At 72.7% G+C, this 17,527-nt stretch carries 9 protein-coding genes and 1 pseudogene; 2 read left to right on the top strand and 8 right to left on the bottom strand.

All coding sequences use genetic code 11. From position 1 onward, the window contains the following. Positions 1–93: 93 nt before the first annotated feature. Complete coding sequence (gene htpG, locus ACH4T9_RS16215) at positions 94–1,947, bottom strand: molecular chaperone HtpG (protein WP_396673043.1); 1,854 nt, start codon at positions 1,945–1,947, stop codon at positions 94–96. Positions 1,948–2,578: 631 nt separating this feature from the next. On the opposite strand from htpG, the gene ACH4T9_RS16210 reads away from it, so the two are divergent. Next, the gene (locus ACH4T9_RS16210) at positions 2,579–4,249 is read left to right on the top strand and encodes an ATP-binding cassette domain-containing protein (protein ID WP_396672623.1); all 1,671 of its coding nucleotides are present in this window, start codon (positions 2,579–2,581) and stop codon (positions 4,247–4,249) included. Between the two features lie 100 nt (positions 4,250–4,349). After that, positions 4,350–4,454 (top strand): annotated as a pseudogene (locus ACH4T9_RS16205) (VOC family protein); the annotation flags it as partial. Between the two features lie 262 nt (positions 4,455–4,716). On the opposite strand, the gene rph reads toward ACH4T9_RS16205, so the two are convergent. The 7 genes from rph to ACH4T9_RS16170 all read right to left on the bottom strand — a co-directional run bounded on the left by rph (position 4,717) and on the right by ACH4T9_RS16170 (position 17,524). Beyond that, a complete protein-coding gene (gene rph / locus ACH4T9_RS16200; protein WP_396672624.1) occupies positions 4,717–7,314 on the bottom strand; it encodes a rifamycin-inactivating phosphotransferase in 2,598 nt (865 codons plus the stop codon). Positions 7,315–7,989: 675 nt separating this feature from the next. Then, on the bottom strand, positions 7,990–8,976 hold the full coding sequence (gene pip / locus ACH4T9_RS16195) for a prolyl aminopeptidase (protein WP_396672625.1): 987 nt from the start codon (positions 8,974–8,976) through the stop codon (positions 7,990–7,992). A 124-nt stretch (positions 8,977–9,100) separates the two neighbouring features. Further along, a complete protein-coding gene (locus tag ACH4T9_RS16190; RefSeq protein ID WP_396672626.1) occupies positions 9,101–10,273 on the bottom strand; it encodes a trans-sulfuration enzyme family protein in 1,173 nt (390 codons plus the stop codon). Positions 10,274–10,304: 31 nt separating this feature from the next. Next, complete coding sequence (locus tag ACH4T9_RS16185) at positions 10,305–11,165, bottom strand: carbon-nitrogen hydrolase family protein (RefSeq protein ID WP_396672627.1); 861 nt, start codon at positions 11,163–11,165, stop codon at positions 10,305–10,307. Continuing rightward, positions 11,147–11,476 (bottom strand): AzlD domain-containing protein, encoded by a 330-nt coding sequence (locus ACH4T9_RS16180; protein WP_387017409.1) that lies wholly within the window; start codon positions 11,474–11,476, stop codon positions 11,147–11,149. Before ACH4T9_RS16180 ends, ACH4T9_RS16185 begins: the two co-directional genes overlap by 19 nt. A 5-nt stretch (positions 11,477–11,481) precedes the next feature. Next, positions 11,482–12,420 carry an AzlC family ABC transporter permease gene (locus ACH4T9_RS16175; RefSeq protein ID WP_396672628.1) on the bottom strand — a complete coding sequence of 313 codons (939 nt, stop codon included), beginning with the start codon at positions 12,418–12,420 and terminating at the stop codon, positions 11,482–11,484. Further along, positions 12,413–17,524, bottom strand: coding sequence for an amino acid adenylation domain-containing protein (locus ACH4T9_RS16170; RefSeq protein ID WP_396672629.1), 5,112 nt, complete (start codon positions 17,522–17,524; stop codon positions 12,413–12,415). Before ACH4T9_RS16170 ends, ACH4T9_RS16175 begins: the two co-directional genes overlap by 8 nt. Between the last annotated feature and the right edge of the window lie 3 nt (positions 17,525–17,527).

Genomic DNA, 17,527 nt, shown 5'->3' with positions numbered 1-17,527 from the left:
GGGCCCCGCCCGGCGGGACGCGCAACGGCGCGCGCCGGGCGTCCACGGTCGACGGTGTCGACCGGGAGCCCGGCGCGCGGTGCGTGGCGGCGGCTAGAGGGTCCGGGCCAGCCGGTCGGCGAGGATGCGGGTGAACCGGGACGGGTCGGCCAGCTCGCCGCCCTCGGCCAGCAACGCCATCCCGTACAGCAGCTCGGCCGTGTCGCCGAGCGCGTCGGCCCCGGCGTCCTGCTCGTGGGCCTTGCGTAGCCCTTCGACCAGCGGGTGCCCCGGGTTCAGCTCCAGGATCCGCTTGACCTGCGGCACCTCGTGCCCCATCGCCCGGTACATCTTCTCCAGCGTCGGGGTGATGTCGTGGGCGTCGCCGACCACGCAGGCCGGCGAGGTGGTCAGCCGGGTGGAGAGCCGGACCTCCTTGACGCTGTCGGAGAGCCGGCCCGTCATCCAGGTCAGCAGGTCGGCGTACTCCTGGCGCTGCTGCTCGCGGGCCGACTCGGCCTCCTTCTTCTCCTCCTCGGTGTCCAGATCGACCTGGCCCTTGGCGATGGAGCGCAGCGGCTTGCCGTCGAACTGCCCGACCCGCTCGACCCACACCTCGTCGACCGGGTCGGTGAGAACCAGCACCTCGTAGCCCTTGGCCCGGAACGCCTCCATGTGCGGCGAGTTCTCGATCATCGGCCGGGACTCGCCGGTCATGTAGTAGATGTCGCCCTGGCCGTCCTTCATCCGCTCGACGTAGTCGCGCAGGCCGGTCAGCTCCGCCGGGTCGTGGGTGGAGGCGACGGAGACGATGTCGAGGATCGCCTCGGTGTTGTCCGGGTCGTCGAGCAGGCCCTCCTTCAACGCCGGGCCGAACTCCGACCAGAAGGTGCGGTACTTCTCGGCCTCGTTGGCCTTCAGCTCCTTGACGGTGGAGAGGATCTTCTTCACCAGCCGGCGGCGCACCGCCTGGATCTGGCGGTCCTGCTGGAGGATCTCCCGGGAGATGTTCAGCGACAGGTCGTGCGCGTCGACGACGCCCTTGACGAAGCGCAGGTAGTTGGGCATCAGCGCGTCGCAGTCGTCCATGATGAACACGCGCTTGACGTAGAGCTGCACGCCGCGCCGGGCCTGCGGGGCGAACAGGTCGACCGGGGCGTGCGACGGCAGGAACAGCAGGGCCTCGTACTCGAAGGTCCCCTCGCCCCGCATGTGGATCGTCTCGAGGGGGTCGGCCCAGTCGTGGCTGACGTGCTTGTAGAACTCCTTGTACTCCGCCTCGTCGACCTCGCTGCGCGGGCGGGCCCACAGCGCCTTCATCGAGTTGACGGTCTGCACCTCGCTGGTGACCGCGTCGTCCTCACCCGGGCGCTCCACGGTCATCCGGATCGGCCAGGCGATGAAGTCCGAGTACCGCTTGACGATCTCGCGGATCTTCCAGTCGACGGTGTAGTCGTGCAGGTTGTCTTCGCTGTCCTCCGGCTTGAGGTGGACGGTGACGGCCGTGCCCTGCGGCGCGTCGTCGATGGTCTCCACGACGTACGTGCCCTCGCCGGTGGACTCCCAGCGGGTGCCCTCGGCCTCCCCGGCGCGGCGGGTGACGAGGGTGACCTTGTCGGCCACCATGAAGGTCGCGTAGAACCCGACCCCGAACTGGCCGATCAGGTCGGCGGACCCGGCCGAGTCCTTCGACTCACGCAGCTTGGCGAGCAGCTCGGCGGTGCCGGACTTGGCGATGGTGCCGATCAGGCCGACGACGTCGTCGCGGGACATGCCGATGCCGTTGTCCCGGACGGTCAGGGTGCGCGCGTCGCGGTCGACCTCGATCTCGATGTGCAGGTCCGAGACGTCGGCCGCGAGATCCTTGTCGACCATGGACTCCAGGCGCAGCTTGTCCAGCGCGTCGGAGGCGTTGGAGATGAGTTCGCGCAGGAAGACGTCCTTGTTCGAGTAGATCGAATGGACCATCAACTGGAGCAGCTGGCGCGCCTCCGCCTGGAATTCCAGCGTCTCGATCCGGTTGCTCACACCGACCCCTTTCAGTTACGTCCGACCTTCGCGCACAGGATACGAGTCGTCGCTCCCGGTCGTGTCACCCGCCCGGCCGGTGTCGGCGGGGTTGCTGCCTAACCGGACAACCCCTCGCCTGGCTCGCCCGGGTGGCGAATCCTGGGTGTCCGGTCCTTCCTGCGGGAGGGGTTTGCGCGGCGCGTGCGCGGTTCGTCCTGCGGTGGGTGTTCTTCGCGCGTCCTGTGGAGCTGATGTCGTAGCCGAACATCAGCTCCACAGCGTCCTGAATAGGGGTGTCGTCCCGGCGGGGCTGCGGCCCTGCTCTCCTCGCTGGTCGAGGCGAGGTAGCGAACGAGGTAGGGTTGGCGCCATGACTCACACAGGCATCGCGTCGATGAGGCTCCGCATCCGCCGCTGACGGCGGCGCACCGAGCGATCCTCACCTCCCTGCCCGCCGTTCCGGTCTCCTGCCGGGCGGCACCTTCAGGCTGCCCGGCTCCATCGCGAGCTGCGGAGCGTTCCTGTGTCCTTTCTTCCCACGAGTCCATCATTCCCGCCGCGAGGCGACTCTCCCGTCCACTACGAGCCCGTGCACCACGAGCACGCCGGCGTGGACGAACGGCTGTCGGCGGACGGCGCGGTCCCAGCCGGGGAGCACGCGCACCTGCGCGCCGAGGGCGTGAGCGTCCTCCTCGGTGGGCGTCAGGTCCTCCACCGCGTGTCGGTCACCGTCTCGGCCCGGTCCCGGCTGGCGATCGTCGGCGAGAACGGCTGCGGCAAGACGACTCTGTTGCACGTCCTGGCCGGCATGGTCCAGCCCGACGCCGGCTCGGTGCGCCGGGCGGGCACCATCGGGCTGGCCGAGCAGGCGTTGCGCGCCGGACCGGGCCTGACCGTCGGCACCCTCACCGATCAGGCGCTGCGCGCCGCCAACGTGGCGTTGGCGGCGCTCGACGGGGCGGCCGACGACCTCGCCGCGGGGGTTGACGGCGCGGAGGCGCGCTACGCCGCCGCGCTGGAGGCCGCCACGCGCCTGGATGCCTGGGACGCCGAACGCCGGGTCGACATCGCCCTCCAGGCGCTGGGCGCGTGCGCCGACCGCTCGCGCGAGCTGAGCACCCTCTCGGTCGGGCAGCGCCACCGGGTGCGCCTGGCCTGCCTGCTCGGCGCCCAGCACGACATCCTGCTGCTGGACGAGCCCACCAACCACCTCGACGCCGACGGCCTGGTGTTCCTCACCGCGCAACTGCGCGCCCGCCGTGGTGGCGTCGCCCTGGTCAGCCACGACCGCGCTCTGCTGCGCGACGTCGCCCGGGAGTTCCTGGACCTGGACCCCAGCCAGGACCGCACGGCGCACCTGCACGCCGGTGGCTACGACGGCTGGCAGGAGGGGCGCCGCCGGGAGCGCGAGCGGTGGGAGCAGGAGTACGCGGCGCAGCAGGCCGAGCAGCACCGGCTCACGGCAGCCGTGGAGCAGGCCCGCGACCGGCTCAGCACCGGCTGGCGCCCCGACAAGGGCACCGGCAAGCACCAGCGCCAGTCCCGGGCCCCCGGGGTGGTGCAGGCGCTCAACCGCGAGCGGGACGCCCTGGAGTCGCACCGCATCACCGTGCCCGAGCCACCGCTGCACCTGCGCTGGCCGGAGCTGGCGACCCGTCGCGGTGCCGCGCTGGTGCGCGTCGACGGCGTGCGACTCGCCGGGCGCCTGGAGCAGCCCCGCACGCTCAGCCTGAACGGCGGCGACCGGCTCCTGATCACCGGCGCGAACGGCACGGGCAAGTCCACCCTGCTGTCGGTGTTGGCCGGCCGCCTGCAACCGACCGACGGATCGGTGCACCGCCTGCCGGGCGCACGCATCGCCCTGGTGGGGCAGGAGGTGCCGAGCTGGCCGGCCGAAACCACCGCGCGGCAGGTGTACGAGCAGCACATCGGTCAGCTGATCGCCTCCGGTCGCCTCCGCGAGAGCGAGGCGGTGCCGCTGAGCGCGACGGGCCTGCTGGACCGCGAAGCGCTGCGTACCCCGGTGCAGCGGATGTCCCAGGGCCAGCAGCGGCGCCTGGACCTGGCGGTGCAGTTGGCCGCCCGACCCAATCTTCTGCTCTTCGACGAGCCGACCAACCACCTGTCAGCGGCGCTGGTCGACGAGCTGACCGCGGCCCTGCTGACCACGCCGGCCGCTGTCGTCGTCGCCACCCACGACCGTCAACTGCTCGACGACCTGGCCGGCTGGCCCCACGTGAACCTGGTGCCCGTCGGGTGACCAATGCCGAGCGGGAGGTGGGCCGGTGAACGGATGTGCGCGCTTCCCACTCTGGCGGCATGACCGCTGTCGTCGATACCGCAAAGGCAAGCTGGCCCTGATTCTGGGGCTGGGCGCGACCAAGCCTCAGACTCAGCCGGGCGGCGACCGATGGCGCGTCTTCCTCGACCCGGCTGGACATCCCTTCTGCGTCACTGAAACGTAACGCAGCGTTGGCGCGCTCATCCCAGCCCGATAAGCTCCGGACCGAAGTTGCCGACCAGATCCTCGACAACCTTGCCAGCTACTGCACCCGGATCGATAGCGCTTCCAACGACTCAGGACACCGGAGCGGCGGCCCTCTCCGGCTCTGCCGAAGAGGGCCACGTCCGTTCAGGCAGGATTACGCAGCGCCGGCCGACCCTTCGACCATGCCCGGCGCAACTGGTTCGACCGAAGCTACGAATGATCTTCTCGGTCGTGGTCGGTCAGGGCAGGATCTCGACGTACCCGTCGGTTCCGTGCACGCGAATCCGCTGCCCATCCCGAATCAGCTTGGTCGCATGCTCCACAGCGACGACGGCGGGCAAGCCGTACTCCCGGGCGACCACCGCCCCGTGGGTCATGAGGCCGCCGACCTCCGTCACCAACCCCTCGACCGCGACGAACAGGGGTGACCAGCTCGGGTCGGTGTAGGCGGTGACCAGGATGTCGCCCGGTTCGAGATCGGCCTCGGCAATGTCCAGGATGATACGGGCCCGCCCCTCGACGATCCCGCCGGAAACCGCGAGGCCGGCCAGCGCGCCGGTGGGCACATCGTCGCGTCGGTACGTCCCGGCGACGCCCTCACCTTCCGACGTGAGCACCCGGGGCGGCGTGAGCGCCTGATACGACCTGAACGCCTCCTTCCGCCGGTGGATGAGCTGATCGTCGGCCTGGTGCGTGCGTACGAGGTCGTGAAGCTCCTGGAACGTGAGGTAGAAGATGTCTTCCTTCTCCCGGAGCACGTTGGCGTGCACGAGGCGTTCGGCCTCTTCCAGCAGGGCCTGCTTGTAGACGAAGTAGCGGCTGACAATGGCGTACTTCGGATACTCCCGGTACCCGATGAAGGTTCGGACCCGGTCGATCATCCGCTTGGTCTCTTCGGCCTTCCGCTCCCCGTCCGGCAGGGCCCGCAGGCGCTCCAGGACGTCCTGTTCCTTCCTGTACGCCTCCCGTCGCCCCTGCTCGAAGCGCCGCCTGCTGGCGCCCGGCTCGAAGTTCCTGACGTTGTCGAGGAGGACGGGCACGAGCGTGGCGGGGCGTTCGCTCCAGCGCGGCCTCGCGATGTCGATCTCGCCGACGCAGCGCACGCCGTACCTGTCGAGGTAGGCCCGGATGGCGTCGCGCGCTTCCCGGCCGCCCGGGAGCTTGGCCAGCTCATCCAGGCATGCCTCGTCCTCGACCTCCTGCAGGAAGGTCACCACCTCCGGATGCGGGCGGATGACGTCGGCGACGTCGAGGAGCGCCAGCCCCATCTCCGACGTGACGTTGTGGGGTGCGGACAGCGTGAGGGAGTCGGCCGCGTTCTTCTCGCCCAGCCACTCCTCCAGGTGCTCGTTGAGCCACCACGAGGCATCCATCCCCGCCATGATCACCTGCATGCTCCGCGGATCGCTCAGGACCCGCTTGTGCTCCTGGAAGGCCGTCAAGAGGAAGTCGAACCGCGCCGGCCCCGATTTCGTCCGGATGTCGCGCTGTAGGGCAGCGATGGATGCCCGGCTGTGTTCGATCAGGTCGGTGACGATGGCCGGATCGGTCTCGATCGGGGCGGGCGCGTCGCCGGCGGGCGGCCCTGTCGGACCCTGATCGGGGAGCGACGGGATGAAGTCGCCGCGGTCGATGACGGTCTCCAGCGCGTCCCTGATCAGCGGATCGGACCTTCCCAGGGCATCGAGCAGGCCGGCGCGGCTCGAAGGCGACGCCAGGGGCCGGGTGACGTCGACGAACAGCCTCCCACCGGCGACGGACATCGGCGCGAGGGCCGTCAGCTGCCACACGGAGAGCCCCAGGGGCTTCATGGGGTCCGTCATCATCTGCTGATGACCGACGGAGACGTAGACATGGTTCTCTGCGTCGCCGGTCTCGGGGACGGGGAACAGCGTGGTGATCGGCCGGCTCTGGACGATCTGGAAGTCATCGTCGACCAGGCACCATTCGATGTCCTGGGGATGGCCGAAGTGGGCTTCGATCCGCCGGCCCAGCCGCACCAGCCGCACGACCTGGGCATCCGTCAGCGCCGGCTGCTCCTGCCGCTCCGGGTCGATCACCTGTTCCTTCGTCCCGCCACCCGGCAGGGCGTGGACGGCAAGCCGCTTGGTGGCGATCGCCCTGTCGATGATCTCACCGTCCCGCACCCTGTAGGCGTCCGCGTTCACCAGCCCGGAGACCAGCGCCTCGCCGAGACCGAAGCTGGCCTCCACGGAGGCGACCTTCCGGTTGGACGTGACGGGGTCGGCCGTGAACAGGACGCCGGCCGCCTGTGGGAAGACCATCTTCTGCACGATCACGGCCATGTGGACGGTGCGGTGGTCGATGCCGTTGCGCTGACGGTAGGTCACGGCGCGCTCGGTGAAGAGCGAGGCCCAGCACCGGCTGACATGCTGGAGGATCGCCGCCAGCCCCATGACGTTCAGGTACGTGTCCTGCTGGCCGGCGAAGGAGGCCGTCGGCAGGTCCTCGGCCGTCGCGCTTGATCGGACGGCGTAGGCCGCCCGCTCACCGAGCTGGATGAGAGCCCGGGTGATCGCCGCAGCCACATCGTCGGGGACGACGATCCCTTCGATGGTCCGGCGGATCTCCGCACTGACCGTGCGGATCGCCTCCCGGTTGTCCGGGTTCAGGCGCGACAGCTGATCGAGCTGATCGTCGACCCACGGCACCTCGGCCATGATCCGCCGGAAGGCGTCCGTCGTCACGCAGAAGCCAGCCGGCACCCGGATGCCGTCGACCCGCGACAGCGCCCCCAGGTGCGCGCCCTTGCCGCCAACGATCGCGCCCTGCGTCTCGTCGACCTCTTGGAGACCTGACACGTACTGCTCGATCATCGCGATACCTCCAAGGCGGCCGTCGTCCACTGCACTTCGGTGACCGGGTGGATCGCCATGCACGTCGTTCCCCATTTCTTCGTCCATTCTTGGGTCCGGCCGACGATTCTGCGGCAAGACCCGGGTCTTGCGGCAAGCCCCCCAGTGCGATATAAGTTGAAGTTGGAAGGTTGCACATGTTGTTGACACCATGCCGTCGCCGGTGCCACCGCCCGCACCAGTTCGTTGCTGACCCGTTCTAAAGTCCGACCATGAGTCGTCGACGGCCAAGCCGAACCTTCCTACGGGCCTTCTCGGCGTCCGGTCTGGCCTTTGCAATCGCGTTCACGGCGCTGGCGAAATAGTCAATTGCAGATATGTCAATCAACCCTGCGCGTTACGGTCGATGCGAACGTCGATGCGAACCGAAGCCGTGAGCACCGGAGAGCGCATCCCCGTCCACCACGCCAAGAGTGACCCTTGCCTGAGGGTGCGCGAGGCTGGCGATCAATCCGGATGGCTGATCGTCCTCGTCGCAGTGGCAGTTCTGATCGCGTACGCCATCCTGGCCTACGTTGTGTGGCGCCAGCCCCGACCTCCGCTGCCACTCCGATACGCGGACATGCCATGACGGGACGGACGAGGTCGGTTTGACCCGACATCACACCCGCCCGCCCCCATCGACCGTGGCATGGATCAGCGGGCGGCGAACCGGTCCAGCGCGTCGCGCAGGTGCCCGCGCAGGGCGTCACTGCCCGTGTGGCCGGAGTCATCGACCACGATCAGCTCCGCGTCGGGCCAGGCGCGGGCCAGCGACCACGGCGTCTCCAGCGGCGAGCCGAGGTCGAGGCGGCCGTGCACGAGCACCCCGGGAATGCCGGCCAGCCGGCCGGCGTCGCGCAGCAGGGCGTCGTCGTCGAGCCACGCGCCGTGGAAGAAGTAGTGCGCGCAGATCCGGACGAAGGCCAGCCGGGCGTCCGACGGCCGGTCGCTGTACACGCCGGGCCTACCCTGGGGCTCCAACGAGACGACGGTGTCCTCCCAGGCCAGCCAGGCGTTCGCCGCCCGGTGCCGCACCCGCTCGTCAGGGTGCTCCAGCAGGCGCGCGTACGCGGCGAGCAGGTCGCCGGCCGGTCCCGGGCCCGGCTCGACCGTCGGGCGGTCGGCCTCCGGCACGGCGTCGGCGAACCGCCGCCACTGCTCGGGGAAGAACCGGCCGACGCCCCGGTACAGCCAGTCGATCTCCGACCGGCGGCTCATGGTGACCCCGACGAGGACGATCGCGCTGACCCGCTCCGGGTGCCGCTGCGCGTACGCGAGCCCCAGGGTCGAGCCCCACGAGTCGCCGAACAGCAGCCAGCGGTCGATGCCCAGGTGCTCGCGCAGCCGCTCCATGTCGGCCAGCAGGTGTGCCGTGGTGTTGTGCCTCAGGTCGGCGGCCGGGTCGGCGGCATGCGGGGTGCTGCGCCCGCAGCCGCGCTGGTCGAACTGGACGATCCGGTACCGGGCCGGATCGAACAGCCGGCGGACGCCCGCGCTGGAGCCGGCACCGGGCCCGCCGTGCACGACGAGCGCCGGCATACCGCCCGGATTGCCCGACACCTCCCAGTGCACGAGGTTCCCGTCACCCACGTCCAGCGTGCCCTGCCCATACGGCTCCCCAAGCCCGTACCCCACTTCCACGCTGTCCCCTCCGGGGTCTCTGGTGCGCGCAATTACACGGAATGTGCGGCCTTCGGAGCATGCAATAGCCACGAATTCCGTGAATTTGCGCGACAGTACGCCTACGGGCGGTGCCGGCGGCGGGTCAGGCGGTGATGGTGTCCAGGGCGCGGGTGAAGTCGGCGAGCAGGTCGGGCGTTTCCTCGATGCCGGTGGAGACCCGTACCAGGCCCTCGCCGATGCCCGTGGCGGCGAGCTGGTCGGCGTCGACGATGCCCGCCCACATCGAGCGCGGGTGCACCACCAGGGTGCTCACGCTGCCCAGGCTGGCCGCCCGCTTGGCCAGCCGCAGCTCGGCCAGCAGGGTGGCCGCCGCCGGCCGGCCGCCGGCCAGGTCGAGGCTGAACACGCCGCCGTGCCCGCTCATCTGTCTGGTGGCCAGGTCGTGCTGCGGGTGGCTGGCCAGCCCCGGGTAGCGCACCCGGGCGACGGCCGGGTGCTCCTCCAGTGCCCGGGCCAGCGCGAGGGCGTTGTCGTTGTGCCGGGCCATCCGCAGCGGCAGCGTCCGGATGCCGCGCAGCAGCAGCCAGGCGTCGATCGGGCCGAGCGTCGCCCCGGTGACGATCGAGGTCTGCCACACCCGGTCGACCAGCTCGGCGGAGCCGACCACGACCCCGGCGGAGACGTCGGAGTGGCCGCCGAGGAACTTCGTGGCGCTGTGCCAGACCAGATCCGCGCCGAAGGCCGCCGGACGCTGGTTGACCGGGGTGGCGAAGGTGTTGTCCACGACGGCGTACGCGCCGTGGGCGTGCGCCAGGTCGATCACGGCGGTCAGGTCGGTCAGCTCCAGCAGCGGGTTGCTGGGGGTCTCCACCAGCACCAGCCGGGTCTGCGGGGTGAGCGCCCGGGCGAACGCGTCGACGTCGGTCTGGTCGACCTGGGTGCAGGTCACCCCGAACCGGGTGAGCAGCCCGGTGGTCAGCGAGGTGGTGCCGCCGTACGTGCTGCGCTGCACGATCACGTGGTCGCCGGCGTTGAGCAGGGCCAGGGCGATCGTGGTGATCGCCCCCATCCCGGACGCGGTGACCAGGCCCGCCTCGACGCCCTCCAGCTCGGCCACCACGGCGGCGACCTGGGCGTGGTTGGGGTTGCCGTAGCGGGTGTAGAAGGCGTCGCCGCGCGTCTGCGTGGCGATCTCGGTGAACCGCTCGTCGGTCTCGGCGCTGAAGGTGGCGCTCTGCACGATCGGGGGCGACACCGCACCCGTGGGGCTCAGCCCGTCGTCGCCGTGGATCGCGGTCGTGCCGATGCCGGTCACCGGTGCTCCTTCGGTTGTCTGCTGCGAATGGTCAGGGTACGACGACGACCGGCGCCGGGGCGGGCGCGGGGGCGGCCCGGTCGGCGAGCATCCGCTGGCTGTCGCGCTGGCGTCGCAGCCGGGCGTCGTCGAGGTCGGCGACGGCCAGGCCGGCGCTGGCCCCGGCGTCGGCGAGGGGACGGCCGTCGGGGGCGTACACGGCGCTGTGGCCGGCGAACCGCCACCCGCCGTGCGTCCCCGCGAAGTTGGCGAACACCACGTAGCTGGTGTTCTCCAGGGCGCGGGCCGGGAAGTAGACGCTTCGGCGGTGGTCGGAGTCGCCGACGGTGAACGCGCCGGACACCAGGTAGGCGTCCGCGCCGGCCAGCGCGAGGCCGCGGGCGTGCTCGGGGAAGCTGGCGTCGTAGCAGACGCCGAGGCCGAGCCGCCAGCCGCGCACCCGCACGAGCGTGTCGGTGGTGCCGGGGACGAACACCTTCCGCTCGTCGGCGTCGAGGTGCCGCTTGTGGTAGGTCGCGGCGACCGCGCCGTCGGGGCCGACCACGTGTGCGGCGATCGCCCAACCGTCGGCCCGCCGGGCGCAGCCGCCGACCACCGCGGTCACCCCACGCTCCCGGCAGGCCTGGCCCACCGTACGCAGGGCCGGGTCGCCGGGGGCGACCTCGCACCGGGCGACGTCGGCGGCGAGCAGCGGATAGTCGTACCCGCACAGCGACAGCTCGGGGAAGACGACCAGACTCGCGCCCAGGTCGGCGGCCCCGGCGATCGCGGCGGCGTGCGCGGCGGCGTTGCCGGTCAGGTCGCCGCCGACCGCCTCGATCTGCGCCGCCGCCACCCGCAGCGGCTGCCGCAGCGGGGTATCGCCCGTCGTCGTCACATCGCCCCCAGCCACCAGCGCAGCCCGAAGAAGACCGCCAGCCCGACGGTCCACACGATCATGAACCGTTCGACGAAGAGCCCGGTCACCAGGGTCACCACCCCGGCCACCAGGTACGGGACCGTGACCACGGTGATCTCCACCCGGTTGTCGACGGGGGCGAGCACCGACGGCACCGCGATCGCGGCGAGCAGCGCGGGCGGCAGGTAGCCGAGGAACGTCTTCACGTCGGCGGGCAGCTCCCGGTCGCGGAAGACCAGCAGCGGCACGTACCGGGGGGCGAAGGTGGCCAGCCCCATGCCGAGGATGAGCAGCAGCATCGACATCGCGGTCACCTTCCGTCCACGTCGGCGGCGGCGTCGGCCGCCCGGTCCCCGGCCCGCACGGGCTCACCGGGCGGTACCGGCTCACCGGGCCGCACGGGCTCACCGGGCCGCTCGTGTGGCACGGAGCCCGGCGGCGGCCCGTCGGCGCCCGCCGTCAGGTCCGGCGGCGCCGGGTCCGGGTCGTCCGCCGGATCGGCGGGCTTCGGCGGGAACCAGCGGCGTTCGATCCGTTCGCAGGCCATGCCGACGCAGGCGCCGCCGAGCGCCGCCAGGATCAGCCCCAGGTTGTACGGCAGGCCGAGGGTCAGCATGGCCAGCGCGCCGGCCGAGACGGCGGTGGTCCAGATCTTCCAGCCGGCAAGCGCCCCGGCGAGCACGACCAGGAAGACCGCGGTCATCGGGAAGTCCAGGCCGTGACGCAGCCGCTCCGGCAGCAGGTGCCCGGCGACCATGCCGACGACCGTGGCGATCGCCCAGTTGACGTACATGATGGCGGACGCGCCGAAGTAGTACATGCTCTTGCGGCGGGCCGGCTCGTCGCCCTTGATCCGGTCGAACGCGACGAAGAACACCGCGTCGATCAGCCCGAAGCCGAGCAGCAGCCGCCACCGCTGCGGCAGCTCCCGCACGTGCGGGGCGAGCAGCGTCGAGTAGATCAGCATGCGCAGGCTGAGGATCAGCGTGGTCAGCACGATCACCGGCCACGCCGCGCCCTCGGAGATCAGCTTGAAGCCGATGAACTGGGCGGTGCCGGAGTTGACCACCATGGCCAGCCCGAACGTCTCCAGGTAGGACAGTCCGCTGGCCAGGCCGAGCGTCCCGCCGATCACCCCGAGGGGGAACGCGGAGAGCAGAAACGGCACCATCGAGCGGGCCCCGGCGACGAACTCGCCGCGCGGCGTCGCGGGCCGCACGGCGGCGCTGGTGGGCGTGCGGTCAGACATGGTCCTCCCCGGGGCGGCGGGCACGCGGAGCGGCCGGGCCGGCGGCGCCGACGAGGGCGGCCACCTCCCCGGCACGGGTACGGCAGAAGTAGTGTCCCCCACCGTCGATCTCTTCGAGGGTCACGTCGGCGGCGATTCGCCGCCACGCGGCGTGCTCGTCGGCCGAGCCTGCGGTGAGCGGGTCGTCGTCGGCGAGCACCACCGTCACCGGCACGGTCAGCGGCCGGTCGGCCAGCGCGTCGAGCCGGTCCCGCAGGTACGCGTGCGAGCCGAGCGCGTCGTGCCGGAACGCGGCGACCAGGGCAGAGGTGTGTTCGGCGTCGAGGCCGTCGAGGTCGGTGAAGCCGGTCTGCCCGACCAGCCAGTCCACCACCCCGGCCTCGTCGAGGGCCCGAACCTCGGCGATGCTGGCGTCGATGTCGGCGGGGTCGCGCAGCAGCTTGCCGCCGAGGAAGAGCCGCGTCGGCGGGGCCCCGGCGGCGGCGAGCAGCCGGGTCACCTCGACGGCCAGGGCCGCCCCGACGCAGTGCCCCCAGATGAGCACCTCGCCCGGGGTGTCGGCGCGGATCTCGTCGGCCACCCGCCTTGCCACCTCGTCGAGGTCGGCCAGCGGCTCGGGGTGGCCGGGGTCGTGACCGGGCAGGGCCACCGCCCGAACGGCCACGCCGTGCCCGGCGAGCGCCTCGGCGAGGGGGCGGAAGGCCAGCGGGTTGCCGGCGGCGTACGGGAAGCAGACCAGGACCCGGTCGGCGGCGACGCCGGACGGCGACAGCGGCTGGAGCAGCGGGTCGTCGCCGGCCCGGGCGGCCCCGGAGCCGACCGCCGCGCCGGACCCGGCCCCGGAGCCGACCGCCGCGCCGGTGCCGGAGCCGGCGGTGGCCTCGGCAGACTGGGCCGGCTGGGCGGCCTCGGCGGCCCGGGCCAGCGGGCCGAGGTCGGAGTGGGTCATCAGCTGCCGCAGGGTGACCAGCGGGCGCAGCGCGGCGACGACCCGCATCGCGGCGAGGGAGTTCCCGCCGAGGTCGAAGAAGTTGTCCTCCTCGGCGATGTCGGCCGCCGGCACGTCCAGGGTCGCGGCCCAGACCTCGGCGATGCGCCGGGCCACGTCGGTGGCGGGCGGGGTGCGCCCGGCGGGGCCGGTGGCCGGGGCCGGCGCGGTCCGGCCGAAGGTCCGCCGCGCCGGGGTGACCCGGGCCGGCGGCAGGCCGGCGGCGTACCCGCCGTGCGGGGCGTCCGGGGTGTCGGCCAGCGCGGCGAGGGCCCGCCGGTACGCCTCGCCGATCCCGGCCGCCTGCTCCGGGCTGAACTCGGCGGAGTGGTAGTGCAGGCTCAGCCGGACCTCGTCGGTGAAGAAGTCGCGCATGAACTCGGCGCGCAGGGCGAACTCGGTCTCGGTGCTGACCCGCACGTCGAGCAGGTCGAATCCGGGCCGCTCCCGCAGCTGCTTGAGCAGGTAGAAGTGGGTGTAGTTGAACACCGTCTCGAACAGCGGGTCGGTGGTCGCGGCGTCGGCCTTCATCTGGGCCATCGGGTAGCGCCGGTGCGGCAGCAGGTCCGCCTCGGCCCGGTAGACCCGGCCGACGAGGTCGGCCCAGCTTCCGTCGCCGAGGTCGACGCGCAGCGGCACGGTGTTGAGGAACAGCCCCATCGCGGTGGTGGCGCCCTCGGACTCGGGCCGGCCGCTCTGCTCGTACCCGGTGACGACGGCCGCCTCGGCGGCGAGCGCGCCGATGACCTTGACGTGCGCGGCGAGCAGCAGGGTCTTCAGCGGCACGGCGAGCCGGTCGGCCAGCCGCAGCAGCCGCTCGGACAGCCCGGCGGACACGTCCACCTCGTGGAAGACCACCGGGCGCTGCGCCTCGGCGGTCGGCGGCTCCCAGCGGGGCAGCTCGGTGACCCCGCCGTCGGCCAGCACATCCCGCCAGAAGTCCCGGTCGGCGGTCGAGGCGACGGCCCGGCGCTCCAGCCCGATGTAGTCGCGGAAATGGTTCCCGGCCGGCGGCTCGGGCAGCGGTCGGCCGTCGCGCAGCCGGTGGTACGTGTCGAACAGCCGGGTGTGCAGCAGGGTGATGCTCCACCCGTCCAGGGCCGAGTTGTGCTGGCTGAGGCTGTACCGGTACAGGTCGTCGGCGAACAGGTGCACGTGGACGCGGACCAGCCCCGGCTCCCGCCAGACGAACCGGTACGCCTGCTCCCGGTCGTGCCAGTCGGCGTACCGGCGCTCCTGCTCGGCCGGGTCGAGGCCGCGCAGGTCGGTCACCCACAGCGGGGTCGGCGCGTCGGCGTGCACGAGTTGGAGGTACTCGCCGTACCCGGTGAGGTGGTAGCTGGTGCGGAAGATCGGGTTGTCGGCGACCAGCCGCCGCACCGCCCCGGTGAACGCCGCCTCGTCGAACGGCGCGCTGATCAGGAAGCTGATGATGTCGTGGTACTGGGCCGCGCCCCGGGCCAGCTCGTTCTGGAAGATCAGCCCGGCCTGGAGCTGCCCCAGCGGGTACGCGTCGACCACCCCGTCGGGCAGCAGCGCCCGGTCGGCCGGGGACACCAGGTCGAACGGCGCGTACGTGGGGGGCCGCTCGCCGGTCGCCGGGGACGCGGCGAGGCCGGCGATGGTGGGGTGACGGAACATCTGCTGGAAGGTGAGGTCCAGCCCGGCGGCGTGCGCCCGGGCGAGCACGGTGACGAAGTGGATGGAGTTGCCGCCGAGGGCGAACAGGTTGTCCTCCACCCCCACCCGGTCCACCCCGAGCACGTCGGCCCACACCTCGGCGAGGATCCGCTCGGCGTCGGTGCGCGGCGGCACGTACGGGCGGTCGTCGGCGGGCGGGTCGGGCAGCGCCCGCCGGTCGAGCTTGCCGCTGCCGGACAGCGGGAACTCGGCCAGCTCCACCACCCGGGCCGGGACGAGGTACCGGGGCAGCAGGCCGGACAGGTGCTCGGTGAGCGCCCGCTCGGCCACCGGGGAGTGGGTCAGCACGTACCCGAGCAGGTTGCCGTCGCGGGCCACCACCACGGCGTCCTTCACGGCCGGGTGACCGCGCAGCGCCTCCTCCACCTCGCCCAGCTCGACCCGGTGGCCGCGCACCTTGACCTGGTGGTCGAGGCGGCCCAGGTAGTCGATGGTGCCGTCGGGCAGCACCCGGGCCAGGTCGCCGGTGCGGTACACCCGCTCCTCCCCCGCGTCCGGGGCGGCCACGAACCGGTCCCGGGTCAGCTCGGGGCGGTTGAGGTAGCCCCGGGCGAGCTGCACCCCGGCGATGCACAGCTCCCCCGGCACCCCGACCGGCTGGACCCGCAGCCGCTCGTCGAGGACGTGCAGCCGGGTGTTGTCCACCGGCCGGCCGATCGGCACCCGGTCGACGCCGGGCACGCAGCGGTGGTGGGTGACGTCGACGGTGGCCTCGGTCGGGCCGTACAGGTTGACGAGGGTGACGTGCGGCAGCAGCGCGGCGAGCCGGTCGACGTGGTGCGGGCCGAGCGCCTCGCCGCTGGCGAAGACCCGGCGCAGCCCGGCCAGCGGCGCGGTGTCGGCGGTGGCCAGCCAGTCGAGGAACGCCCCCAGCATGGACGGGACGAAGTGCAGGGTGGTCACCCCGTGCGCGGCGACCGCCGCGACGATGGCCTGCGGGTCGCGTTCCGCGCCGGGCGGCAGCAGGCACACCGACGCGCCCTCGCGGGCCCACCAGAACAGCTCCCACACCGACACGTCGAAGGTGGTGGGGGTCTTGTGCAGGATGACGTCGTCCGGGCCGATCGGGTGCAGCCGCTGCATCCAGGCGAGCCGGTTGGCCAGCGACCGGTGCTCGATCATCGCCCCCTTCGGGGCGCCGGTGGAGCCGGAGGTGTAGATGACGTACGCCAGGTCCCGCCCGTCGGCCTCCGCCCGCGGCGCGGACACCTCCGCGTCGGACGGCCCGCCGGACGGCGGCGCGGACACCGCTTCCTCGGGCAACGCGTCGTCGGGCAGCGCGTCGGCCGGCGACAGCGGGACCACCGGGACGCCCTCGGGGACGGCCGCCGGGTCGGCGGCCAGCACGAGCGCCGCGCCGCTGTCGGCCAGCAGGTAGCCGATCCGGGCCGGCGGGTAGCCGGGGTCGACCGGCAGGTAGGCCGCGCCGGCCCGGTGCACGGCGAGGATCGCCGCGAGCTGCGCTGGCGACCGCTCGGCGAGCACGCCGACGACGGCCTCCGGGCCCGCGCCGGCCGCCCGCACGGTCGCGGCGAGGGCGGCCACCCGCCGGTCCAGCTCCGCCCACGTCCAGGTGACCTCGTCGGTACGCACGGCGACGGCGTCGGGCGTCCCGGCGGCCCGGCGGGCCACCCAGGCGTCGGGGCGCAGGGCGTCGCCGGGGTCCACGGCGGTGTCGTTCATCGCGTCGAGCACCGCCCGGTCGGCGGGCGTTACCAGGGCGACGTCGTCGACCGGGGCGTCCGGGGCGGCGAGCGCGGCGGTCAGCAGGAGCAGCAGGTGCCCGGCGATCCGTTCGGCGGTGGCCCGGTCGTGGCGGGCGGCGTCGTGGTGCACGGTCAGCTCGGCGGCCGTGACCGCCACGGTGACGCCGATGCGGGGGTCGGGGGCGGCGTCGGTGGTGTGCACGGCGACGTCGAGGAACGGGTGCCGGTCGGCCTCGGCGTGCGGGGCGAGGTCCTCGGCGAGCAGCTCGACCGGGTAGTCGGCGTACCGCTGCGCCTCGGGCAGCGCGGCGCGGAGCTGCCCGAGGAGGTCCCGGTAGCTGACGTCGGGGCCGCAGGTCACCGGCAGGGGCAGCAGGCCGGCCAGCGCGTCGCCGTCGGCCGGGCGGCCGACCAGCAGCGCCGACGCGCCCGTCCAGCGGCGCAGCAGCGCCGCCACGGCGGCGGCCACCAGCACGTACCGGGCTGGTTCGGCGCCCCGGCTGGCGGCGGCGAGCCGGTCGGCCAGCGCGGCGCCGAGGGGCACGGTGACGGCCTGCGGGCGTGCCGGGGCACCGGGGGCGGGGGTGCGGTCGGCGGGGAAGCCGATCCGGTCCGCGCCGGCGGTGAGCACGTCGCGCCAGTGCCGGGCGTGGTCGGGCCGCCGTGCCGCGGCGATCCTGAGCTGGCCCCGGGTCATCAGAGACTGCATGAT

The sequence above is a fragment of the Micromonospora sp. NPDC020750 genome (assembly GCF_044334565.1).
Taxonomy (GTDB): domain Bacteria; phylum Actinomycetota; class Actinomycetes; order Mycobacteriales; family Micromonosporaceae; genus Micromonospora.
Note: the sequence above shows the minus strand (reverse complement) of the source record. Positions and strands in the feature narration are given on the sequence as shown.

What these genes read in the sequence shown, in the direction of transcription:
- ACH4T9_RS16180 (WP_387017409.1), bottom strand. Translation starts at nt 11,476, where the DNA reads ATGTCGATGCTGCTGCTCATCCTCGGCATGGGGCTGGCCACCTTCGCC.
- rph (WP_396672624.1), bottom strand. Translation starts at nt 7,314, where the DNA reads ATGATCGAGCAGTACGTGTCAGGTCTCCAAGAGGTCGACGAGACGCAG.
- ACH4T9_RS16170 (WP_396672629.1), bottom strand. Translation starts at nt 17,524, where the DNA reads ATGCAGTCTCTGATGACCCGGGGCCAGCTCAGGATCGCCGCGGCACGG.
- htpG (WP_396673043.1), bottom strand. Translation starts at nt 1,947, where the DNA reads ATGGTCCATTCGATCTACTCGAACAAGGACGTCTTCCTGCGCGAACTC.
- ACH4T9_RS16175 (WP_396672628.1), bottom strand. Translation starts at nt 12,420, where the DNA reads ATGTCTGACCGCACGCCCACCAGCGCCGCCGTGCGGCCCGCGACGCCG.